Genomic DNA, 16,510 nt, shown 5'->3' with positions numbered 1-16,510 from the left:
GCGCCGCGCGGCAGGCGACGGCGAACCCGTCGCGTATCGATCGAACCGGCCGACCACACGCTTGCCGTTATCTCGCAGCGGCAACCGCTCCTACATTCATAATCCGGCTGCTGCTCAACAGGCCGGCCGCCTGCACCAGCGGATAACCGGCGGCTGCGATATCGGAATTGATCCGGTGGAGGTCGCGCACCAGGTCGATGAAGAGGGCATTGTCTCTCGCACCGGCCGCCGTCTCCAAATGCTCGCCACCAAGATGCCGCCGGACGATTTCGTCTTCGAGTTCGCGAAAACGGTCCTTTTGAGCCGCGAGCCGCGATGCGGCCGCAACATCCCTGGACGAGAGAGCCGCCGGCAGCAGTCTCAACGAGGCCACGATCACCTCGGAGAGCGCCTCGATCGCCGCGCGCTGGCTCGCTGAAAACTGGATGTCCTGTTTTATCTTTGCCCGAATGCGATCGGCGAGGCTCAGCTTGATGACGTCGCCCGCATGTTCGAGATTGCTCGCAAACAACATGATCTCATGGGCCCGGCTGGTCTCTCCGGCCAGCAAACCGTCCTGTGTCAATTGTCCGAGATAGGCGTGCACCGAGGCCATGTAGTTGCCGAGCCGCGCATCCACGGGCAACAGTTCCTTCAGGTTTTCGAGCCTGCCGGCCTGCAGCGACGTCAGCGCCATCCGGAACATGCGCTCCAGCAATTCGCTCATGCGGATCGTTTCGGTCGTCGCATTGCTGAGCGCGATTGCCGGCGTTTCCAGCGACATGCTGTCGAGATAACGCGGGGACGCCAGAGGGTCGGCGGCGATCGGCGCTTGTGGAACCAACCGCTCCACAAGGCTGACGACGAAAGACGACAGCGGCAGGAACACGGCGGCAACGAGCAGGTTGAAGGCAACGTGAAGGCCGACGGCGACGTGCAAGGGATCCGTGGGTAGACGGCCGGCAATATCCACGATCTGCCGCGCGAAGGGCAGCAGCGACACGGCCAAAAGACCGCGGCAGAAAAGATTGGCGATCGGTAGTTTGCGGGCGGATGGCGGTTGGTCGAGCGTGGCGCTAACGGCCGGAAGGCCGCCGCCGAAATTGATCCCGAGGATGAGCGGGACGGCGCCGGCGACTTCGAGGCTGCCGTTCATCAGTAGCGAGGCGACGAGCAGGATGACGGCAAGCGTCGAATGAAACAGCCATGCAAGCATCGCACCGACGAGGAAACCGAGCACCGGTTCCGTCGCGACCGCCTCCAGGACGTCGTGGAAGAGCGTGGCTTCGCGCAACGGCGCCGTCGCCGACACGATCACCTTCAGCGCCATCAGCATCAGGCCGAGGCCCATCAGGATGCGGCCGGCGTTTCGCGGCCGGAATTCGCCGGACACGCTGAATGCGACATAACCGGTCAGGAGAAACAGCGGAGCGAGCACGCCCGCCAGCGACGAGCCGGAGGCAAAGAGGCCGGAGACAAGTGCCGAGCCGATATCCGCCCCGAGCAGGACGGCAAGCCCGGTCTGGGCCGAAATCGCACCGGCGCCCGCGAGCCCGGCAATGATCAGCGCCATCGCCGTGGCGCTGCCGAGCACGGCGGTCGCAAGGACCCCGCCGCCGAAGGCGGTAAGCCGGTTCGACAGGCGCTCCTCGACAAAGCGCTGCAGCCGGTCGCCCCAACCGCGCATGACGCCGGTGCGCACCATGCGAACGCCCCACAGAAGCAACGCCACGCCACCCAGAAGTTCCAGGATAACCAATGTTCCGGAGTTCATCTCATGCCCCTCGCCGCAAGTCTCAGTCGGCGACGAAATCGTCGGGTGCGACAGATCCGATGTTGTAGCCCTCCAGCTGCGCGGTCATGCTGCCGCGCCGCGGGAAATGCAGGATGGTCGCCGTCCCCGGCGTCACCGGAACGACGCGTGAGGGCGGAAGGTCGAGGAATTCGTGGCAGGCGGCGCGCACCACCCCACCATGGGCAACGACGAGCAGGTCCCCTTCGGTGCGGGACATCCAGTCGTGCACGCCTTCGGCCACACGGCCGCGAAAGGCGCCCCAGGTCTCGCCATTGGCCGGCGTGAAGGTGCCGGCCCGCCAGGCGGCATATTCCTCCGGACGCTCGGCGATCAGGTCCGGCTTGCGCCGTCCCGTCCATTCGCCCATGTCCAGCTCACGGAAGCGCTCGTCGGTCGGTGCATCCGGATGACCGATCAGCGCAACCGTCTGCCGCGTACGGCCGAGGTCCGAGGCAATGATGCGAACCGGCTTCAACGCTTTGGCGTAGGGGCGAAAACGCCTGACCTGCGCGACCCCACGCTCGGACAGGAGCGAGTTGTCCTGTCCCTGGAGGCGTTGTTCGGCGTTCCACTGGGTCTCGCCGTGGCGCATGAGGATGAGCCTCATTGTTGGATCCTTTCTCCGGTGGCGGCGAAAACCGCATCGGGTGTGCGAATGAAGGAAAGGGGGATCGGCTCCCCCGGCGTGGCGGTGAAGTAGCTGTCGGCCATCGCAGTGATGCGCAGTTCGCCGACCATGGCGGTCACCATGGTTCGGCCCGCGATCGGGGCCGCTTCGGCAAACCGGGCCGTAAGCGACGGCGCTCCGGCGACCGCGCCGACGCTCACGTCTTCGGCGCGGTAGAGCAATTGCGCATCGTCGCGGCCGGCGGCCAGGGAAGCCGGAGCGAGCACCATATCGCCGAAGACGAGACCGTCGCCGGCGCGGTGCACCGGTATCAGGTTTGCCGGCGGCGTGCCGAGGAAGGTCGCAACGAAGGTGGTCTGCGGGTTGCGCAGGAGATCGATCGGTTTGCCGAACTGTTCGACGCGACCGTTGTTGAGCACGGCGACATGGGTCGCCATGGTCATCGCCTCGACCTGGTCGTGGGTGACGTAAACCGATGTCGCCCCGGTCGCCCGGTGAATGCGCATCAACTCGCTGCGCATCTCGATGCGGAGCTTGGCGTCGAGGTTCGACAGCGGCTCGTCGAACAGGAGGATGCTCGGTTGCGGCGCGATCGTGCGGGCGATCGCCACGCGCTGCTGCTGGCCGCCGGAGATCTCGGCCGGATATCGTTCGGCCAGCATGTCGATGCCGAGAAGCGCAAGCACTTCCCGCACACGCTGCTCGCGCTTGTCGCGCGGCCATCTGGCAACCTTCAGCGGCCAGGCGATGTTGCCGGCGACCGTCATGTGCGGCCAGAGTGCGTAGCTCTGGAACACGAGCCCGGCATTGCGCTTGCCGGCGTCGGCAATGACGCCGCCTGCACCGCTCGACACGGTCTGCCCGACGAAGGCGATTTCGCCCTCGCTCGGGCTTTCAAGCCCGGCCAGCATGCGCAGAAGGGTCGACTTGCCGCAGCCGGAGGGACCGACGAGCACGAGGAAGGACCCCGCGGGTACCGAGATGTTGACGTCCTTGACGGCGGTAAAGGCGCCAAATCGTTTGACGAGACTGCGGATCTTGATGGCGTCCGCGGCGCCGGTTGCTAAGGCATTCATGGTGCTTTCCATTTCTGGACACGGTTCTGCAGGCTGTGGGCCACGAAGGAGGCAGCCAGGCAGACGACAAGGATGACGAGGGTGATGGCATTGGCGAACTGCATGAAGCCTTCCGCGGCATAGCGATAGGCAACCATGCTCAGCACCGGCGAGGTGGCGGTGAACAGGAGCACGACCAGCGAGAGGTCCCGCACCATCTTGACGAAGACGAGGATCGCGCCGGCAAAGAGACCCCGGATCGCGAGCGGAAAGATGATCGCGAATAGGCGACGGATCAGTCCAGCGCCGGTCAGCCTTGCACTTTCCTCGATGTCGGCGGAGATCTGGCCGAGCACCGAGCGCCCCGACTGCACGGCAAAGGGCAGATTGTGCGCCGATGCCGCAATGACGAGCAGCGCGAAGGTGCCGTAGAGCGAAGGCAACGGCCCGATCGGCGCACCGAAGAGCGCGATATAGGCGGCGGCAAAGGCGATGCTCGGCACCAGGAGCGGCAGGAAGGCGAGCTGGCTCAGCAGCGTCGCAAGCAGGCTGCCGCGGCGCTGCACGATGGTATAGGCCAGCGCCAGACCGAGCAGCATCGTGGTGAAGGCGACGACCAGCCCAAGACGGATCGTGTTCCAGATGGCGTCGATCAGCACCGGATTGCGGAAGATGCCCGCCTGCCCCTGCGCCATCTCGCCGCCGCCTTCGCCGATCCAGAAATGCAGCGTCCAATTGGAGAACAGCGCGCCGCTTTGCGGTGCCAGGCTCGATGCGGCCAGCACGAGAACCGGCAGCACCGTGGTCAAAAACCCGATGACGACGGCGATGGCAAAGAGTGGCCAGCGCCAGGCGCCGAGCGGGAAGCGCTTGGTCCGCCCGCCTTTGCCGGTGACGGTGATGAAGGCCTTGCGACCGGAGACGATACGATCAGAGAGCCACAGGAACAGCGCCGAGACCGCAATAAGCAGCAGCGCAAGCACGAAGCCGCGTTCGTTCTGACCCGTCTCGATCATGCCGAAGAGGCGCGTGGAAAGCGTCTGCATGCGCACCGGCAGGCCGAGCAAGGCGGGGGCCGCGAAATTGGCGACAGCCCCGGCGAAAGTCAGCGACGCGGCCGCAATCAACGCCGGCGTGACGACCGGCAGGATGATGCCGAAGAAGATGCGTGGGCGCTTGGCGCCGGCCATCTGGCCTGCCTCGACGAGATCGGCGCCGACCGAACTCAGGGCCGCGGCGATGATCGTATAGGCGAGCGAATAGTAGTGCGCGATCAGCACGATCGCCGTCGGGATCAGACCCCAGGCGAGCCAGTCGGGAATGGCAAGGCCGCTGGTCTCGAAGAAGCCGGCCGAACCGCCGAGACGCGAATTGCGAAACAGCGTGCCCCAGGCAAGGGCTGCGGCAAAGCTCGGGATCATGTAGGGCAGCGACGCCATCAGGCCGAGGAAACGGCGGCCCGGGACGTCCGTCAGCACCACCAGCCAGGCGAGGAAGCCGCCGATGAGCAGGCAGCCGGCGCCAACGCTGAAGCCGAGGATCATGGTGTTGAAAAGCGGTCGCCACCAGAGATTGGCCGAGAGCGGGCTGGCAAGCACGGCCTTCCAGGCCGCGATGCCCTCGGGCGTCAGCGTCGTGAAGAGGATGCGCAAGAGCGGAGCGACGACCAGGATCGCGACGATGGCGACGAGAAGTGCCGGCAAGAGGAAGCCCGATCGGAGCAGCCGGCTGCCCGATGGTGCGGATATCGATAGGGATGTCATGTCAGGGCCTCGGCGTCTGTCGGCACGCCCGGTGTAGAGCATGCCGACAGACGGTTTCCGTTACTGGAGCGTGATGATCAGGTCGGCGATGCGCCCGCGCGCGGCGGCCGTCTTTGCCGGATCGATCGTCCAGGCCTTCAAGTCATCGAGTTTCACCGAGTCCGGATGGTGGGCGATGGTCTTGCGGGTTGCGTAGTCGCCGGGGACGTTGAAGGGCTCGAAGCCCGCCCCGCCGGTCGGCGTGTCGTCGCCGAACATGAAGTCGATCAGCAATCGAGCGGCTGCCGGATGAGGCGCCTTGTCGGCGACCGTCAGGACCGCCGGAAAGAGGATGCCGTTGGCCGGCTCGACATTGTTGGCGATCTGCAGCGCCCAGCCTTCCTTCTCGTTGTCGCGACGGTCGGAATAGGTGCCGAAACCGACCGGCGGGTTCTTGGCGTTGACGTCGCCGACCGACTTGTTGAGCACGTCGCTGTTGGGAACCAGGATCAGGTCGTTGGCGAAGAGGTCCTTGATGAACTGCTCGCCGGCGCCCTGAAGATCGCCTTCCACTTCGATATCCTTGCCGAAATGGGCCTTGTAGGCGGCGGCCATCTCGTCCGGATGCAGCGCGATCTCGGTCAGGAGGTCGAGCAGTTCGCCACGCTGGCTCGGATCGACCATCAGCACCCGCCCCTGCCACTCCGGCTGGGTGAGTTGCCAGAGATTGCTGACGGGCGAACCGTCAGGAAAGGCCTTCTCGTTGTACATCAGCACCTTGGTGGAGAGGCGCTGCGTCAAAAGCGGCGCCTTGTAGCGGTCCTCCAGTTCGTTCGCGACCCGCGGCGGCACGTAGTTCACGATCCGCTTTCCCTCCAGAAGCTTGGTGAACACGACAGGCGTATCGGCGATATAGAGCACGTCGACCGCATGCACGCCGGCCTGCTGTTCCGCCTCGATGCGGGCGATCTGCTTGGTCGAGCTCATGTCGAGGCCGATGAGGTCGATGCCCGGATAGGCTTCCTCGAAGGCCTTTTCGATCTTGGCGATGCGGCTCGACAGCGAGAAGACGGTGACGCTCCCCTCCTTCTGTGCGAGCGGCAGCAGTTGCTGCGGCGTCAGGCCGTCAAAATCGGACGCCATCGCCAAGCTTGGCAATGCGAGACATGCAGCGAGTGCGGCACTGGTCAGTTTTTTCAGCATTTCGTTCTCCTCCCTTTGTATTTCCCCGCTAGAGCATCCTGCCTTCAGGTGGGATCACCTTCGGCGGAAAGATGCACTAGGATCAAAGCATTAGCGTCCTTCGTGCGTATGAACGCGCAGCGCTCTAGTCGAAGTCGTTGAACAACTCCGACAGCTTCTCCAGCCTGCCGATCACCTGCCCCTGATGGCGGCCGGCGATCGTGAGCACGATGGCGTTGACGATCGCAAACGGGATCGTCGGTGTCTGAAATTCGCTGCCCGAGCGCCCCCTCGGCGCTGCGAGCATCAGATCGGCGGCGGGCTCCATCAGCGGCCCGACCAGATCGGAAACGAGGATCGATTGCGCACCGACCCGCGTCGCGTGCCGCACCAGCGGACCGTAGCTTTGCGGCTGCTTGCGAAAGGCAAGCGCCACGACCAGGTCGCCCGCCTCCATGCCGACCAGGCGCTCGGCGATGTCCCGGCCGCGCCCCGTCAGCTGGATCGTGGTCATGCCGAAGCGGTCGAGGCGACGCTGCAGGAAACCGGCAACCGATTGCGCGTGCCCCTGCCCGAAGATGAAGACCCGGCGCGCCGAAAAGATCATGTCGGCGGCCCTGTCGATGTCCGCCTGCTCGACCGAGCGGGCGAGCGTTTCGAGCGCGCTGATCTCGGCTGCGATCAGATCGGTCAGGTAGTCGCCATGCTCGACCTTCGAGACCGAGCGGCGCATGCGGTTGGCCGCGTCCTGATCGTCCAGCACCTCCCGCTGCAACTGGGCGCGGAGGTCCGGAAAACCCTTGTAGCCGAGCTTCTGCGCCAGTCGGGTGGCGGTGGCCTCATGAACGGAGGCGCGCTGGGAAAGCTGCGGGCCCGACAGGAACGCGGCCTCCGCCCGGTTTTCCAGCATGGTCGTGATCAGCTTCTGATCCGCATCGGTAAGCCGCCTGGAATGCGTCTTAATGCGATCGAGTATCGTCATGACGTCCCCGCAAGTTCATTTGCAGGATCCATCGTTCCTGCAATTTTCCGTGCCGTCAATAATGATGATGCAAGAATCTTTGCAAGGGGCTGCAATGGCCGATACGGCCTGGTTGCGGATGGGCTCCCCGCCCTGCAGGCCACCCGCCACACACCCCGACGAACCTACCTTCGCGCGCTTCGGGAAAGCACTTCCGCAACCTTTGCGGTTACCCGACAGATTCTTTGCAAAGCGCCGCAAACCGACGCCGCCGGCCGTGATTGCGCTGGGATGGCATGGGTCCTCGAACGATTGCTCCTCCGATTTCGGCGCCCTCTCCACGCAACCCACACACGGCCTCAACGAATCCTGTGCCTGCCGGTTGCACCGCTGATTGCAGAGAAACTCCGAGAACCACCATGAGCGATCCCCAAACGACAGACCTAACCGTCGGCCCAATCCCGGGCAGCCATCCCAGGAAAAGGGAATGGGCGATCGGCGGCTTCAACTGGCTTCTGACGAAGCACATGTTTCTGGCGGTGACAGCCACCATTGGGGTACTGACGTCGGGATCGTTCATTTACATGTACGTCCTCTACCTGATGCACTCGGACGCGGTCCTCGAACCGATCACCCTGGTCGAGCTCCTGGTGATGGCCGCGGTGCTCGCCGTCAGCCTCATCATCGCTGCGATCATCGGCGGTCGCCTCAGCCACCGGATCGTGAACGCGCTGGTGCTCATCCGCGATGCCGCAAAGGCGATTGCAATGGGAAACTTCTCCACCCGCGTGCCGGTTCGATCGCGACGACTGGGGGAGGTCGACGACGTGATCGACCATTTCAATCGCATGGCCGAACTGCTGGAGAGCGCGGAGAAGGAGTTGCAGTACCAGAACAACGCCATCGCCCATGAACTGCGAACGCCGCTAACGGTGCTGCGCGGCCGCCTGCAAGGAATGCGCGACGGCCTCTTCGAGCCAACCACCAAACTTTACGATGGTTTGATCGGCCAGATCGATCACCTGACCAGCATCGTCGAGGATCTTCGCATCCTGGCGCTCTCGAATGTGGGGCGGCTGGAGCTCCGCCTGGAGCCGGGCGACATGGGCGAGGAGGTCGAGACCGCCGTCGCCGCGATGCTCGGCGAGTTCGACAAGGCGGGGATGCCGGTATCGCTCGACCTCAGCCGGGCGCCGATGACGCTTGATCGCGCAAAGGTTCGACAGGCCTTACTGGCGATCATGCACAATGCCACTCGCTATGCACCCGGCAGCCGGCTCTCCATCGTGGCGAAGATGAGGGGTTCGGAAGCCATCTTCCAATGCCAGGATAGGGGGCCGGGCATGTCCGATCTCGACATCGAACACGCGTTTGATCGGTTCTGGCGCGCAGACGATTCCCGATCGCGCGCAAGCGGCGGCAGCGGCCTCGGCCTCTCCGTCGTTCGTGCGATCGCCGAAGCCCATGGCGGTTCGACCAGCGCGAAGCGAAACGAGTTCGGTGGCATGACCTTTGAAATCGCCTTGCCGACCGACTGCAGGAGCAAAGGCGCGCAAAGCGTACTCTCTCCATGAAAACCCGATGAACTCTGCGCGGAACCTGCAAGCAGATGAGGCAAACCGATCGCATTGAACGGGCCGGACCGGTCCGCGACAATAAAGGAAACGATCGATGACACTCAACTTCACGACGGCCGCGCTTGCTCTGAGCGTTGCCGCAGCCGCTTCGACGGCGCAGGCCGCTGATTTCAACAATTCGGGCGTCGACTTTGCCAATGTGGATCGTTGGACGGGGACCTACGCGGGTGGCCACATCGGCACCGGCTCCTCGAACCAGAAGGGCAGCAAGAACAAGATCAACGGCGGCGTCCAGGTCGGCTACAACCAGCAGATCGGCCAGTTCGTGGTGGGCGGTGAGATCGAGGCAGCGCGCGCCGGCGGCCTGCAGTACCAGGTCGGCAAGGGCGGCGCCTTGCAGCAAACCTGGAGCGGCACCGCCCGGGCCAAGGCAGGCTACGCACTCGACAACATCTTGCTCTACGGCACGGTCGGCGTCACCACTGCGCGCTTCGAGGGCAAGGGCACCGTGACCTCCGGCGATCGCTGGCACACGGGCTGGACCTATGGCGCCGGCGCCGAGATGGGGTTCACCGAAAACATCTCCGGCAAGGTCGAGTATAGCCAGACCCGCTTCAACGGTGTGGACTCCACGATCGGTGGCGTGAAGGGCTCGAGCAATCTGGTCAATCACGCGATCAAGACGGGCCTGAATTTCCGCTTCTAATCTTGAATACGACCGGTTCTACCGTCCCCCTAGCACCGGTCGGGCGAGCGGCAACACCTCGCCAACCGGCGGCGCCTGCACAGGCGCCGCCACGATCAAAATCGGGCATGTCCCCCGAATGTCGGCCGAACCCGCCCCGGGCGAGCCAACGCCGAACGGGCCGCATCGGCACCTTCGATCTTGGGCGCTCACGAGCGCGTTTCAGGCGCCCTCGCCGACGAAGCTGCAGCCCAGCCTTTCCAGTTCGCGGTCAACCCACGACCGGTCGATCTCGCCGAGCACCGTCGCATTCATCTGCTTGGCCTCGGCCTCGTGCTTGGCACGGGTCGCCTTGAGAACCGTGTCGGCATCGGCTCTGGGTATGCACACCACGCCGTCGAAATCTCCCAGAATGAGATCGCCCGGATTGATCACCATGCCGGCGATCGAGATCTGGAAGCCGATTTCGCCGGGACCGGTGCGGTAGGGTCCCCGGTGCGTCACGCCGATTGCGTAAAGCGGCAGGTGCTGGGCGCGAATGGCCTCGGCGTCGCGGATCGCGCCGTTGAGGACGAAGCCCGCGACCCCACGTTTTACCGCATGGGCCAGCATCAACTCGCCCATCAGCGCATTGGTGGTATCGCCGCCGGCATCGACGACGATAACGTCGCCGGGGCTGGCGATATCGATCGCCTTGTGCAGCATCAGGTTGTCGCCGGGGCAGGTCTTGACCGTGAGCGCCGGGCCGGAAAGCACGCCGCCGCCATGCATCGGGCGCAACCGGTCGCCGCCGGCAACCAGCCGGGACATGCTGTCGGACACGTTGGCGACGGGCAAGGCGCGGAACGCCTCAATATAGGAGGAATCGACACGTTCCATGTCGTTCTTCACTCGGAAACCGATCGGCATATCTTGTTCTCTCCTCGGAACGGTTAGGCTGGCTGTTTGCGCAGGCCGAGGCTCTGCGGCGTTGCTAGGCTGAAGGCGTCGGGCGCTTCGCCGCCGAGTACGCTGATGATGTGCCGCGCAGCGATTTCCGCCATGGCCTTTGACGAGCCCTTGGTCACGCCGCCGATATGCGGCGTGGCGAGCAGGTCGGGCGCCGCCCACAACGGATTGTCGGCGGCTGGCGGCTCGGTGGCGAAGCTGTCGAGGGCGGCACCCGCGATGCGCTTGTCGCGCAAGGCGATAGCTAGCGCTGCCTCGTCGATGAGGCCGCCGCGCGCCGTGTTCACGATGAACGACGTCGGCTTCATCAAAGAAAGGCGACGGGCGTCGATCAGGTGGCGCGTCTCGGCCGTCAGCGGGCAATGCAGGCTGACGATATCGGCACGGCGGACGAGGTCGTCCACGTCGCTGACGGTTTCGATGTTCGCCTCGGCGAGCCCCGCCGCCGCATGCGGATCGTAGACGATCACGTCCATGCCGAGCGCACGGGCCATCGCAGCCGTTTCCCGCCCGATCGCGCCATAGCCGACGAGCCCCATCACCGTGCCGATGATATCCCGCCCCATGAAGCTCGGCTTCGGCCAGCGGCCGTCCTTGACCGCTGCCGTCAGCGGGCCGATCTCCTTGAGCAGGGCCAGCGAAAGGGCGATCGCGTGTTCGGCGACCGCGCGCGCGTTCGATCCCATGGAACGCAATACCGGCACGCCCCGGTCAGCCGCCGCCTGGATGTCGACATTATCGACGCCGACGCCATGCTTGACGATGACTTTCAGCTTCGGCGAGGCGGCGATCACCGCCTCGTTGATCTGGCCCTGGCGGACCATGATCGCGTCGATACCGAGTTCGGCGGCACGCGCGGCGACGATGTCGGAAGCATCGTAAGGCGGCGAGAAGAAGACGTCGCAGTCATGCGCGTTGAGCAATTCGACCGCACTCTCGGCGATCGAATTGTGGGTCACGAGAACGCGCCATTTGCGGCGCTCCCCGATGGCGCTGGAAGGATTTGACACTGTTTTCTCCAATAGGCTTCCCCACGCTGGGGGCGGTCAATGTGAGGCGCGCGTCAGCAAGGCGCGGGCGCGTGTGACGATCGGCAGGTCCACAAACTTTCCCTCGAAGACAAAGGCACCGACGCCGTCCGCTGCGGCCGCATCTGCCGCCTCGATGAGGCGCCGGGCGCGGTCGATCTCGGCCTCGGACGGTGAAAAGCCGTCGTTCAGCAGGGCAACGACGCTCGGGTGGATGCAGGTCGCGCCATCGAAGCCGAAGTCCTTGGCCTCCCTGATGGCAGCGGTCAGCGCCACCTTGTCGGCATAGTCGGCCGTGCTGCGCAGCAAGCCGAAGGACATGATCCCCGCCGCCTTCGCCGCATAATGGATCAGGAGCTTCGGCAGACGCAGGACCTCCGGCGTCGGCTGCGCCGCCATCGATGTGGCGAGGTCCTCGCCACCGGCCGAAAGTGCAAAGACCCGCGGCCCTGCCGCTATGGACGCGACATTCTGCAATCCGATCGGGTCCTCGATCAGCGGCACAAAGCGCATCGGCCTGCGCTGCTTCGCGGTCTCGATCGGCTTCAGATGGCGGTCGAGCCGGTGCAGAAGCTCGGGCGAGGACACCTTCGGCACGTAGAGCGCGTCGGCGCCGGCTTCGCAGGCTGCGGCTGCATCCGCGAGCATCGCGGCCTCGTCATGGGTGTTGATCCGGACGATGACGATGGCGCCGCGCTGCCCGACCATCGGCAGGTTCTTGCCGAGCGCCGCCCTTGCGGTTTCCTTCTCGCTCGGCGCGACCGCGTCTTCGAGATCGACGATGATCGCATCGGCACCGCGTTCGTGCGCCTTTTCAAGGAACCGGGGCGAGCTGCCGGGGACGTAAAGGAGCGAGCGCAGCCTCATTCGGTTCGTCCTCCCATGATCAGATCGATCTCGTCGGTCGACAAACCGGCTTCCGCGAGCACGTCGCGCGTGTTTTCGCCAAGCGACGGCGCCGGATTGCGCCAGACGCCGGGCGTTCCCGACATCCGCGGCAGGATGTTGTGCATGGGCAGAGAACCGAAATCACGATCCTCGACCTCGGTGAAAACCTCGCGCTCGACGAAGTGCGGATCGCAAAAGGCATCGGCGATGTTGTAGACGGGACCGACGGTCGCTCCCGCCTCCCGCATCACGTCGAGTGCGTCATCGCGATCGCGCGTCGCGAACCAGGCCCCCACCGCCTCGTCGACCAGCGGCCGGTTGAAAACCCGGTCGGTGTTGGTGGCAAAGCGCGGATCGTCGATCATGTCGGCCCGGCCGATGATCTCGAAGATCCGCTTTGCCACGGCCTGGGTCGAGCCGGACAAGGCGACGAACTTGCCGTCCGCGCAGCGATAGACGTTCCGCGGCGAGGTCGTGTTCGAACCGCTCCCGACACGCTCCTTGATCTTGCCGGTGGTCTTGTAGATCGCCGCCTCCGGCCCAAGCACCGAGAACATCGGCTCAAGCAGGGAAAGATCGATGACCTGGCCGCGGGCAATGCCTCGCTCGCGGGCCAGAAGCGCGGTGCTGACGGCGGACGCGCCGTAGATACCGGCGATCATGTCGGCAAGCGCCAGCGGCGGCAGCACCGGCTCGCGATCCGGAAATCCGGTGCGCGCCGCAAAGCCGCTCATCGCTTCCACCAGCGTGCCGAAACCGGGAAGCTCCGCGTAGGGACCGGTCTGGCCGAAGCCGGAAATGCGCACGATGATCAGATCGGGATTGCGCGCCAAAAGCTTTTCGGGCGCCAGTCCCATCTCTTCGAGCGTGCCCGGCCGAAAGTTCTCGATGAAGACATCGACCGTGTCGAGCAGCTTGAACAGCGCGTCCATCGCCGCCGGTTCGCGCAGGTTGAGCATCACCGACCGCTTGTTGCGGCCGTAGGTCTTCCAGTAGAGCGAGCTTCCGCCGTCGCGCCAGTCGCGCAACGGATCGCCGGCCGGCGGCTCGACCTTGATCACGTCTGCGCCGAAATCGCCGAGCTGAAGCGACAGCATGTTTCCGGCAACGAGGCGGGAGAGGTCAACGACACGAATGCCGTGGAGCGGCCCCTTTGCATCCGCATCGAAGCGTTTCGGTTCCCTGGTCATAGGTTGATCCGTCCTCATGCGTCAGGCCTGCGGGCGGGATTGCGCGGAAAACAGGGTCGAGGCCTCCGGCGGCACATAGACAAAGACCTGATTGTCGGCGATCTCGCGGCTCGTCTGCACGCGGAAGGTGCTGCCGGCGCCAACAAGCTCATACTGATAGACGGATCCGAGATAGGCGCCGCCCTGCACCGTCGCCTGCACGACGTTGTCGCCGGCGCCGCCGACGATCTGCAGACGTTCCGGACGGACCGCAACGACCACCTTCTCGCCCGTGCCACCTGCACCGGCATTGGCGCGGATGACCGTTTGATCGTCCAGGCGGACGCTGGCAGCCCCGCCGCTGCCGCCAACCACGGTTCCGCTCAGGAAGTTCGACGAACCGATGAAGTCGGCGACAAAAGCGTCGGCCGGCGTCTCATAGATCTCCTTCGGCGTGCCGAGCTGCCGGATACGGCCGGTGTCCATGACCGCGATGCGGTCGGACACGGCAAGCGCCTCGGCCTGGTCGTGCGTGACGTAGACGGTCGTGACGCCAAGCCGCTCCTGCAGCTCACGCAGCCAGACGCGCGCCCGCTCGCGCAGCTTGGCATCGAGGTTGGAGAGCGGTTCGTCGAGAAGCAGGAGGCCGGGGCGGTAGACCAGAGCACGCGCAAGCGCGACGCGCTGCTGTTGTCCGCCCGAAAGCTCAAACGGGTAGCGCTCGGCAAAACGCGCCATCTCGACCAGTTCGAGCGCTTCCTTGATCCGCTCGTCCTGCTCGGCGCGCCCGATCTTGCGCAGTTTCAGCGGATAGGCGAGGTTCTGGGCGACCGACATGTGCGGCCACAGCGCGTAGCTCTGGAAAACGAGGCCGATGTTGCGTTGCTCGGGCGGCACGACCGTTCCGGTTCTGCCGTCGAAAAGCACGCGCTCGCCCATCCGGATTGCGCCGGAGGTTGCGTGATTGAGCCCGGAGATCGCAAACAGCGTGGTCGATTTTCCGCAGCCGGAAGGTCCAAGCAGCGTCAGGAACTCTCCCTTCGGGATCGTCAGCGAAACGTTGCTGACGGCCTTGTAGGAGCCGTAGCTGATGGAGAGGTCGTCGAGGATGAGATCAGCCATAGATCTTGGCTCCCAGTAGACGGCGCGCCATGAAGACGAACAAGGCCGTGATGATGACTTGGATGGTGGCCAGCGCGGAGACGGGTCCGTTGTCGCCCTGGGCGTAGAGCTGGAGCATGGTCGAGCCGATGATCTCGGAGCCCGGCTGGTAGAGGAAAACCGCGGTCACGTATTCCTTGAAGAAGTGGATGAAGAGCAGCGCGAAGCTTGAAAACAACGCCGGCTTCAGGAGCGGCAGGACGATGCGGGTAACGGTCGTCCACCAGTCGCCGCCGGAGATGCGGGACGCCCGGTCGAGTTCCTCGCCGATCTGCGACAGCGCCGGTGCGATCGCACCGAAACCGATCGGAATGTAGCGCACGACGAAAGCGGCGATGAGGATCCAGATCGTGCCGCGGATCATGTCGAGGCCGGGAACCCAGATCACCGCATAGAAGAAGCCGAGACCGGCAATGATGCCCGGCAACGAGCGCGGGAACAGGGCCACATATTCCAGGGCACGGCGGAAGCGGTACTCGGAGCGCTTGGCCACGAGAGCGATCAGAACCACGCAGGCCGTGCCGATGATGCCGCCGAGGAACGAGATGACCACCGAATTGAGGATGGCCCTGATGTAGCCGGGTTGGCTGAAGATCAGCTCGAAATTGGCAAGGGTCAGCAGCTTCCAGAACGGAACCAGCGGCGTGAGGAAACTGACGCTCGCCCGCATGAAGATGCCGGCGAAGACGGCGACGATGGTGAAGAGCACATAGGCGGTGACCGCCGCGAACGCGACCCAGCGCCATTTCCCGAGATCCACGAGCGACGGGCGCGAGGCCTTGCCGCGCACGGTCACGAAGCGGCCGCTGTCCTTCATCAGGCGGCCCTGCAGCCAGACGAGCAGGCCGACGATCACGAGCAGCATCACGGCCCCCGCGCCGACGATGCCGTAGTCGGATTGCACGGCGGCGTTGATGCCCTGGTCGTAGAGGAAGGTCGTCACCGTATGGATGCCGCTCGGGCCGCCGAAGACGAGCGGGATCGCCAGCATCTCGATGCCGATGACGAAATTCAAGACTGCGGAGTAGACCATAGCCGGGCGCATCATCGGAACGGTGATGTTGAGCAGCGCCTTCATCGGGCTGGCGCCTGCCGAACGGGCAGCGTCCTCGAGCTGCGCATCGGCCTTGGTGACGGCACCGATGCACATGAGATAGGCAAGCGGCGCCTGGCTGAGGCCTGCGACGATGCTCATGCCGGTCAGACTGTAGAGGTTCCATGGGGTAAGCCCGGTCCCTGCCTTGACCGCAAGGGTGATGTAGCCGGACGGGCCGTACATCGTGAACCAACCGAAGGCCATCACGAGGTTGCTGACGAACAGCGGCCAGATCAGGATCTCGCCGATCCACTTGCGGCCGGGCAGATTGGTGCGACCGACGATGACCGCCATCACCGAACCGAACAGCTGCGCCACCACCATCGTCACGACGGCGAAGAAGAGCGTGTTGAGCACGATCTTGCCCATGCCGGCCTCGGTGAAGAGGCGAACGAAATTCCCGGCGGTCAGCGCGGCGTCGGGCTTGTAGAGCGGCTGGTCCAGGAAGGCCTGGAGGATGATGGGCGCAATCGGCCCGATCACGAGGATCGTGGTCAGGATACTCACGGTCCAGAAGATTGCGGTCGATCGGTCACGCCCTGCGTGCGCTGGCGACCCTGCTGCAAGTTCGGTCATGGCAATAGTCCTCGAAGGCCGTCCGCATGCGCGAAAGACG

Annotated in this window: 14 protein-coding genes; 2 read left to right on the top strand and 12 right to left on the bottom strand. The window is 64.7% G+C overall.

The features are described from left to right. Positions 1-67: 67 nt before the first annotated feature. From ACIQUG_RS26380 to ACIQUG_RS26355, 6 genes are all read right to left on the bottom strand, one after another. A complete protein-coding gene (locus ACIQUG_RS26380; protein ID WP_402325112.1) occupies positions 68-1,753 on the bottom strand; it encodes a Na/Pi cotransporter family protein in 1,686 nt (561 codons plus the stop codon). A 22-nt stretch (positions 1,754-1,775) separates the two neighbouring features. Next, positions 1,776-2,381: a histidine phosphatase family protein gene (locus tag ACIQUG_RS26375; RefSeq protein ID WP_034801808.1), complete on the bottom strand. Its 606-nt coding sequence runs from the start codon at positions 2,379-2,381 to the stop codon at positions 1,776-1,778. Continuing rightward, positions 2,378-3,478 carry an ABC transporter ATP-binding protein gene (locus tag ACIQUG_RS26370; protein ID WP_402325110.1) on the bottom strand — a complete coding sequence of 367 codons (1,101 nt, stop codon included), beginning with the start codon at positions 3,476-3,478 and terminating at the stop codon, positions 2,378-2,380. The genes ACIQUG_RS26375 and ACIQUG_RS26370 overlap by 4 nt, the downstream gene beginning before the upstream one ends. Then, positions 3,475-5,220 (bottom strand): ABC transporter permease, encoded by a 1,746-nt coding sequence (locus ACIQUG_RS26365; RefSeq protein ID WP_402325108.1) that lies wholly within the window; start codon positions 5,218-5,220, stop codon positions 3,475-3,477. The genes ACIQUG_RS26370 and ACIQUG_RS26365 overlap by 4 nt, the downstream gene beginning before the upstream one ends. A gap of 60 nt (positions 5,221-5,280) precedes the next feature. Then, complete coding sequence (locus tag ACIQUG_RS26360) at positions 5,281-6,402, bottom strand: ABC transporter substrate-binding protein (RefSeq protein WP_402325107.1); 1,122 nt, start codon at positions 6,400-6,402, stop codon at positions 5,281-5,283. 124 nt (positions 6,403-6,526) lie between these two features. Continuing rightward, positions 6,527-7,363, bottom strand: coding sequence for a MurR/RpiR family transcriptional regulator (locus ACIQUG_RS26355; protein ID WP_043614872.1), 837 nt, complete (start codon positions 7,361-7,363; stop codon positions 6,527-6,529). Between the two features lie 398 nt (positions 7,364-7,761). Here ACIQUG_RS26355 and ACIQUG_RS26350 point away from each other — a divergent pair, with 398 nt between their 5' ends. Both ACIQUG_RS26350 and ACIQUG_RS26345 read left to right on the top strand, forming a co-directional pair. Beyond that, the gene (locus ACIQUG_RS26350; protein ID WP_402325106.1) at positions 7,762-8,916 is read left to right on the top strand and encodes an ATP-binding protein; all 1,155 of its coding nucleotides are present in this window, start codon (positions 7,762-7,764) and stop codon (positions 8,914-8,916) included. Positions 8,917-9,013: 97 nt separating this feature from the next. Next, positions 9,014-9,625, top strand: a complete 612-nt coding sequence (locus ACIQUG_RS26345) for an outer membrane protein (protein ID WP_402325105.1) — start codon at positions 9,014-9,016, stop codon at positions 9,623-9,625. A gap of 201 nt (positions 9,626-9,826) precedes the next feature. Here ACIQUG_RS26345 and ACIQUG_RS26340 read toward each other — a convergent pair whose 3' ends face one another. From ACIQUG_RS26340 to ACIQUG_RS26315, 6 genes are read right to left on the bottom strand one after another with little or no spacing between them, the layout of a single operon-like run. Further along, positions 9,827-10,513 carry an RraA family protein gene (locus ACIQUG_RS26340; RefSeq protein WP_402325104.1) on the bottom strand — a complete coding sequence of 229 codons (687 nt, stop codon included), beginning with the start codon at positions 10,511-10,513 and terminating at the stop codon, positions 9,827-9,829. A gap of 23 nt (positions 10,514-10,536) precedes the next feature. Next, positions 10,537-11,562 carry a hydroxyacid dehydrogenase gene (locus tag ACIQUG_RS26335; RefSeq protein ID WP_402325102.1) on the bottom strand — a complete coding sequence of 342 codons (1,026 nt, stop codon included), beginning with the start codon at positions 11,560-11,562 and terminating at the stop codon, positions 10,537-10,539. A gap of 36 nt (positions 11,563-11,598) precedes the next feature. Then, a complete protein-coding gene (locus ACIQUG_RS26330; protein ID WP_402325100.1) occupies positions 11,599-12,447 on the bottom strand; it encodes an HpcH/HpaI aldolase/citrate lyase family protein in 849 nt (282 codons plus the stop codon). Beyond that, positions 12,444-13,658, bottom strand: coding sequence for a CaiB/BaiF CoA transferase family protein (locus tag ACIQUG_RS26325; protein WP_402325098.1), 1,215 nt, complete (start codon positions 13,656-13,658; stop codon positions 12,444-12,446). The genes ACIQUG_RS26330 and ACIQUG_RS26325 overlap by 4 nt, the downstream gene beginning before the upstream one ends. 21 nt (positions 13,659-13,679) lie before the next feature. Next, a complete protein-coding gene (locus ACIQUG_RS26320; RefSeq protein ID WP_402325097.1) occupies positions 13,680-14,759 on the bottom strand; it encodes an ABC transporter ATP-binding protein in 1,080 nt (359 codons plus the stop codon). Next, positions 14,752-16,470, bottom strand: coding sequence for an ABC transporter permease (locus ACIQUG_RS26315; RefSeq protein ID WP_402325095.1), 1,719 nt, complete (start codon positions 16,468-16,470; stop codon positions 14,752-14,754). Before ACIQUG_RS26315 ends, ACIQUG_RS26320 begins: the two co-directional genes overlap by 8 nt. Positions 16,471-16,510 lie beyond the last annotated feature (40 nt).

The organism is Ensifer sp. NPDC090286, assembly GCF_044769565.1.
Lineage (GTDB): Bacteria > Pseudomonadota > Alphaproteobacteria > Rhizobiales > Rhizobiaceae > Ensifer.
Note: the sequence above shows the minus strand (reverse complement) of the source record. Positions and strands in the feature narration are given on the sequence as shown.

What these genes read in the sequence shown, in the direction of transcription:
- ACIQUG_RS26380 (WP_402325112.1), bottom strand. Translation starts at nt 1,753, where the DNA reads ATGAACTCCGGAACATTGGTTATCCTGGAACTTCTGGGTGGCGTGGCG.
- ACIQUG_RS26375 (WP_034801808.1), bottom strand. Translation starts at nt 2,381, where the DNA reads ATGAGGCTCATCCTCATGCGCCACGGCGAGACCCAGTGGAACGCCGAA.
- ACIQUG_RS26370 (WP_402325110.1), bottom strand. Translation starts at nt 3,478, where the DNA reads ATGAATGCCTTAGCAACCGGCGCCGCGGACGCCATCAAGATCCGCAGT.
- ACIQUG_RS26365 (WP_402325108.1), bottom strand. Translation starts at nt 5,220, where the DNA reads ATGACATCCCTATCGATATCCGCACCATCGGGCAGCCGGCTGCTCCGA.
- ACIQUG_RS26360 (WP_402325107.1), bottom strand. Translation starts at nt 6,402, where the DNA reads ATGCTGAAAAAACTGACCAGTGCCGCACTCGCTGCATGTCTCGCATTG.
- ACIQUG_RS26355 (WP_043614872.1), bottom strand. Translation starts at nt 7,363, where the DNA reads ATGACGATACTCGATCGCATTAAGACGCATTCCAGGCGGCTTACCGAT.
- ACIQUG_RS26350 (WP_402325106.1), top strand. Translation starts at nt 7,762, where the DNA reads ATGAGCGATCCCCAAACGACAGACCTAACCGTCGGCCCAATCCCGGGC.
- ACIQUG_RS26345 (WP_402325105.1), top strand. Translation starts at nt 9,014, where the DNA reads ATGACACTCAACTTCACGACGGCCGCGCTTGCTCTGAGCGTTGCCGCA.
- ACIQUG_RS26340 (WP_402325104.1), bottom strand. Translation starts at nt 10,513, where the DNA reads ATGCCGATCGGTTTCCGAGTGAAGAACGACATGGAACGTGTCGATTCC.
- ACIQUG_RS26330 (WP_402325100.1), bottom strand. Translation starts at nt 12,447, where the DNA reads ATGAGGCTGCGCTCGCTCCTTTACGTCCCCGGCAGCTCGCCCCGGTTC.
- ACIQUG_RS26325 (WP_402325098.1), bottom strand. Translation starts at nt 13,658, where the DNA reads ATGACCAGGGAACCGAAACGCTTCGATGCGGATGCAAAGGGGCCGCTC.
- ACIQUG_RS26320 (WP_402325097.1), bottom strand. Translation starts at nt 14,759, where the DNA reads ATGGCTGATCTCATCCTCGACGACCTCTCCATCAGCTACGGCTCCTAC.
- ACIQUG_RS26315 (WP_402325095.1), bottom strand. Translation starts at nt 16,470, where the DNA reads ATGACCGAACTTGCAGCAGGGTCGCCAGCGCACGCAGGGCGTGACCGA.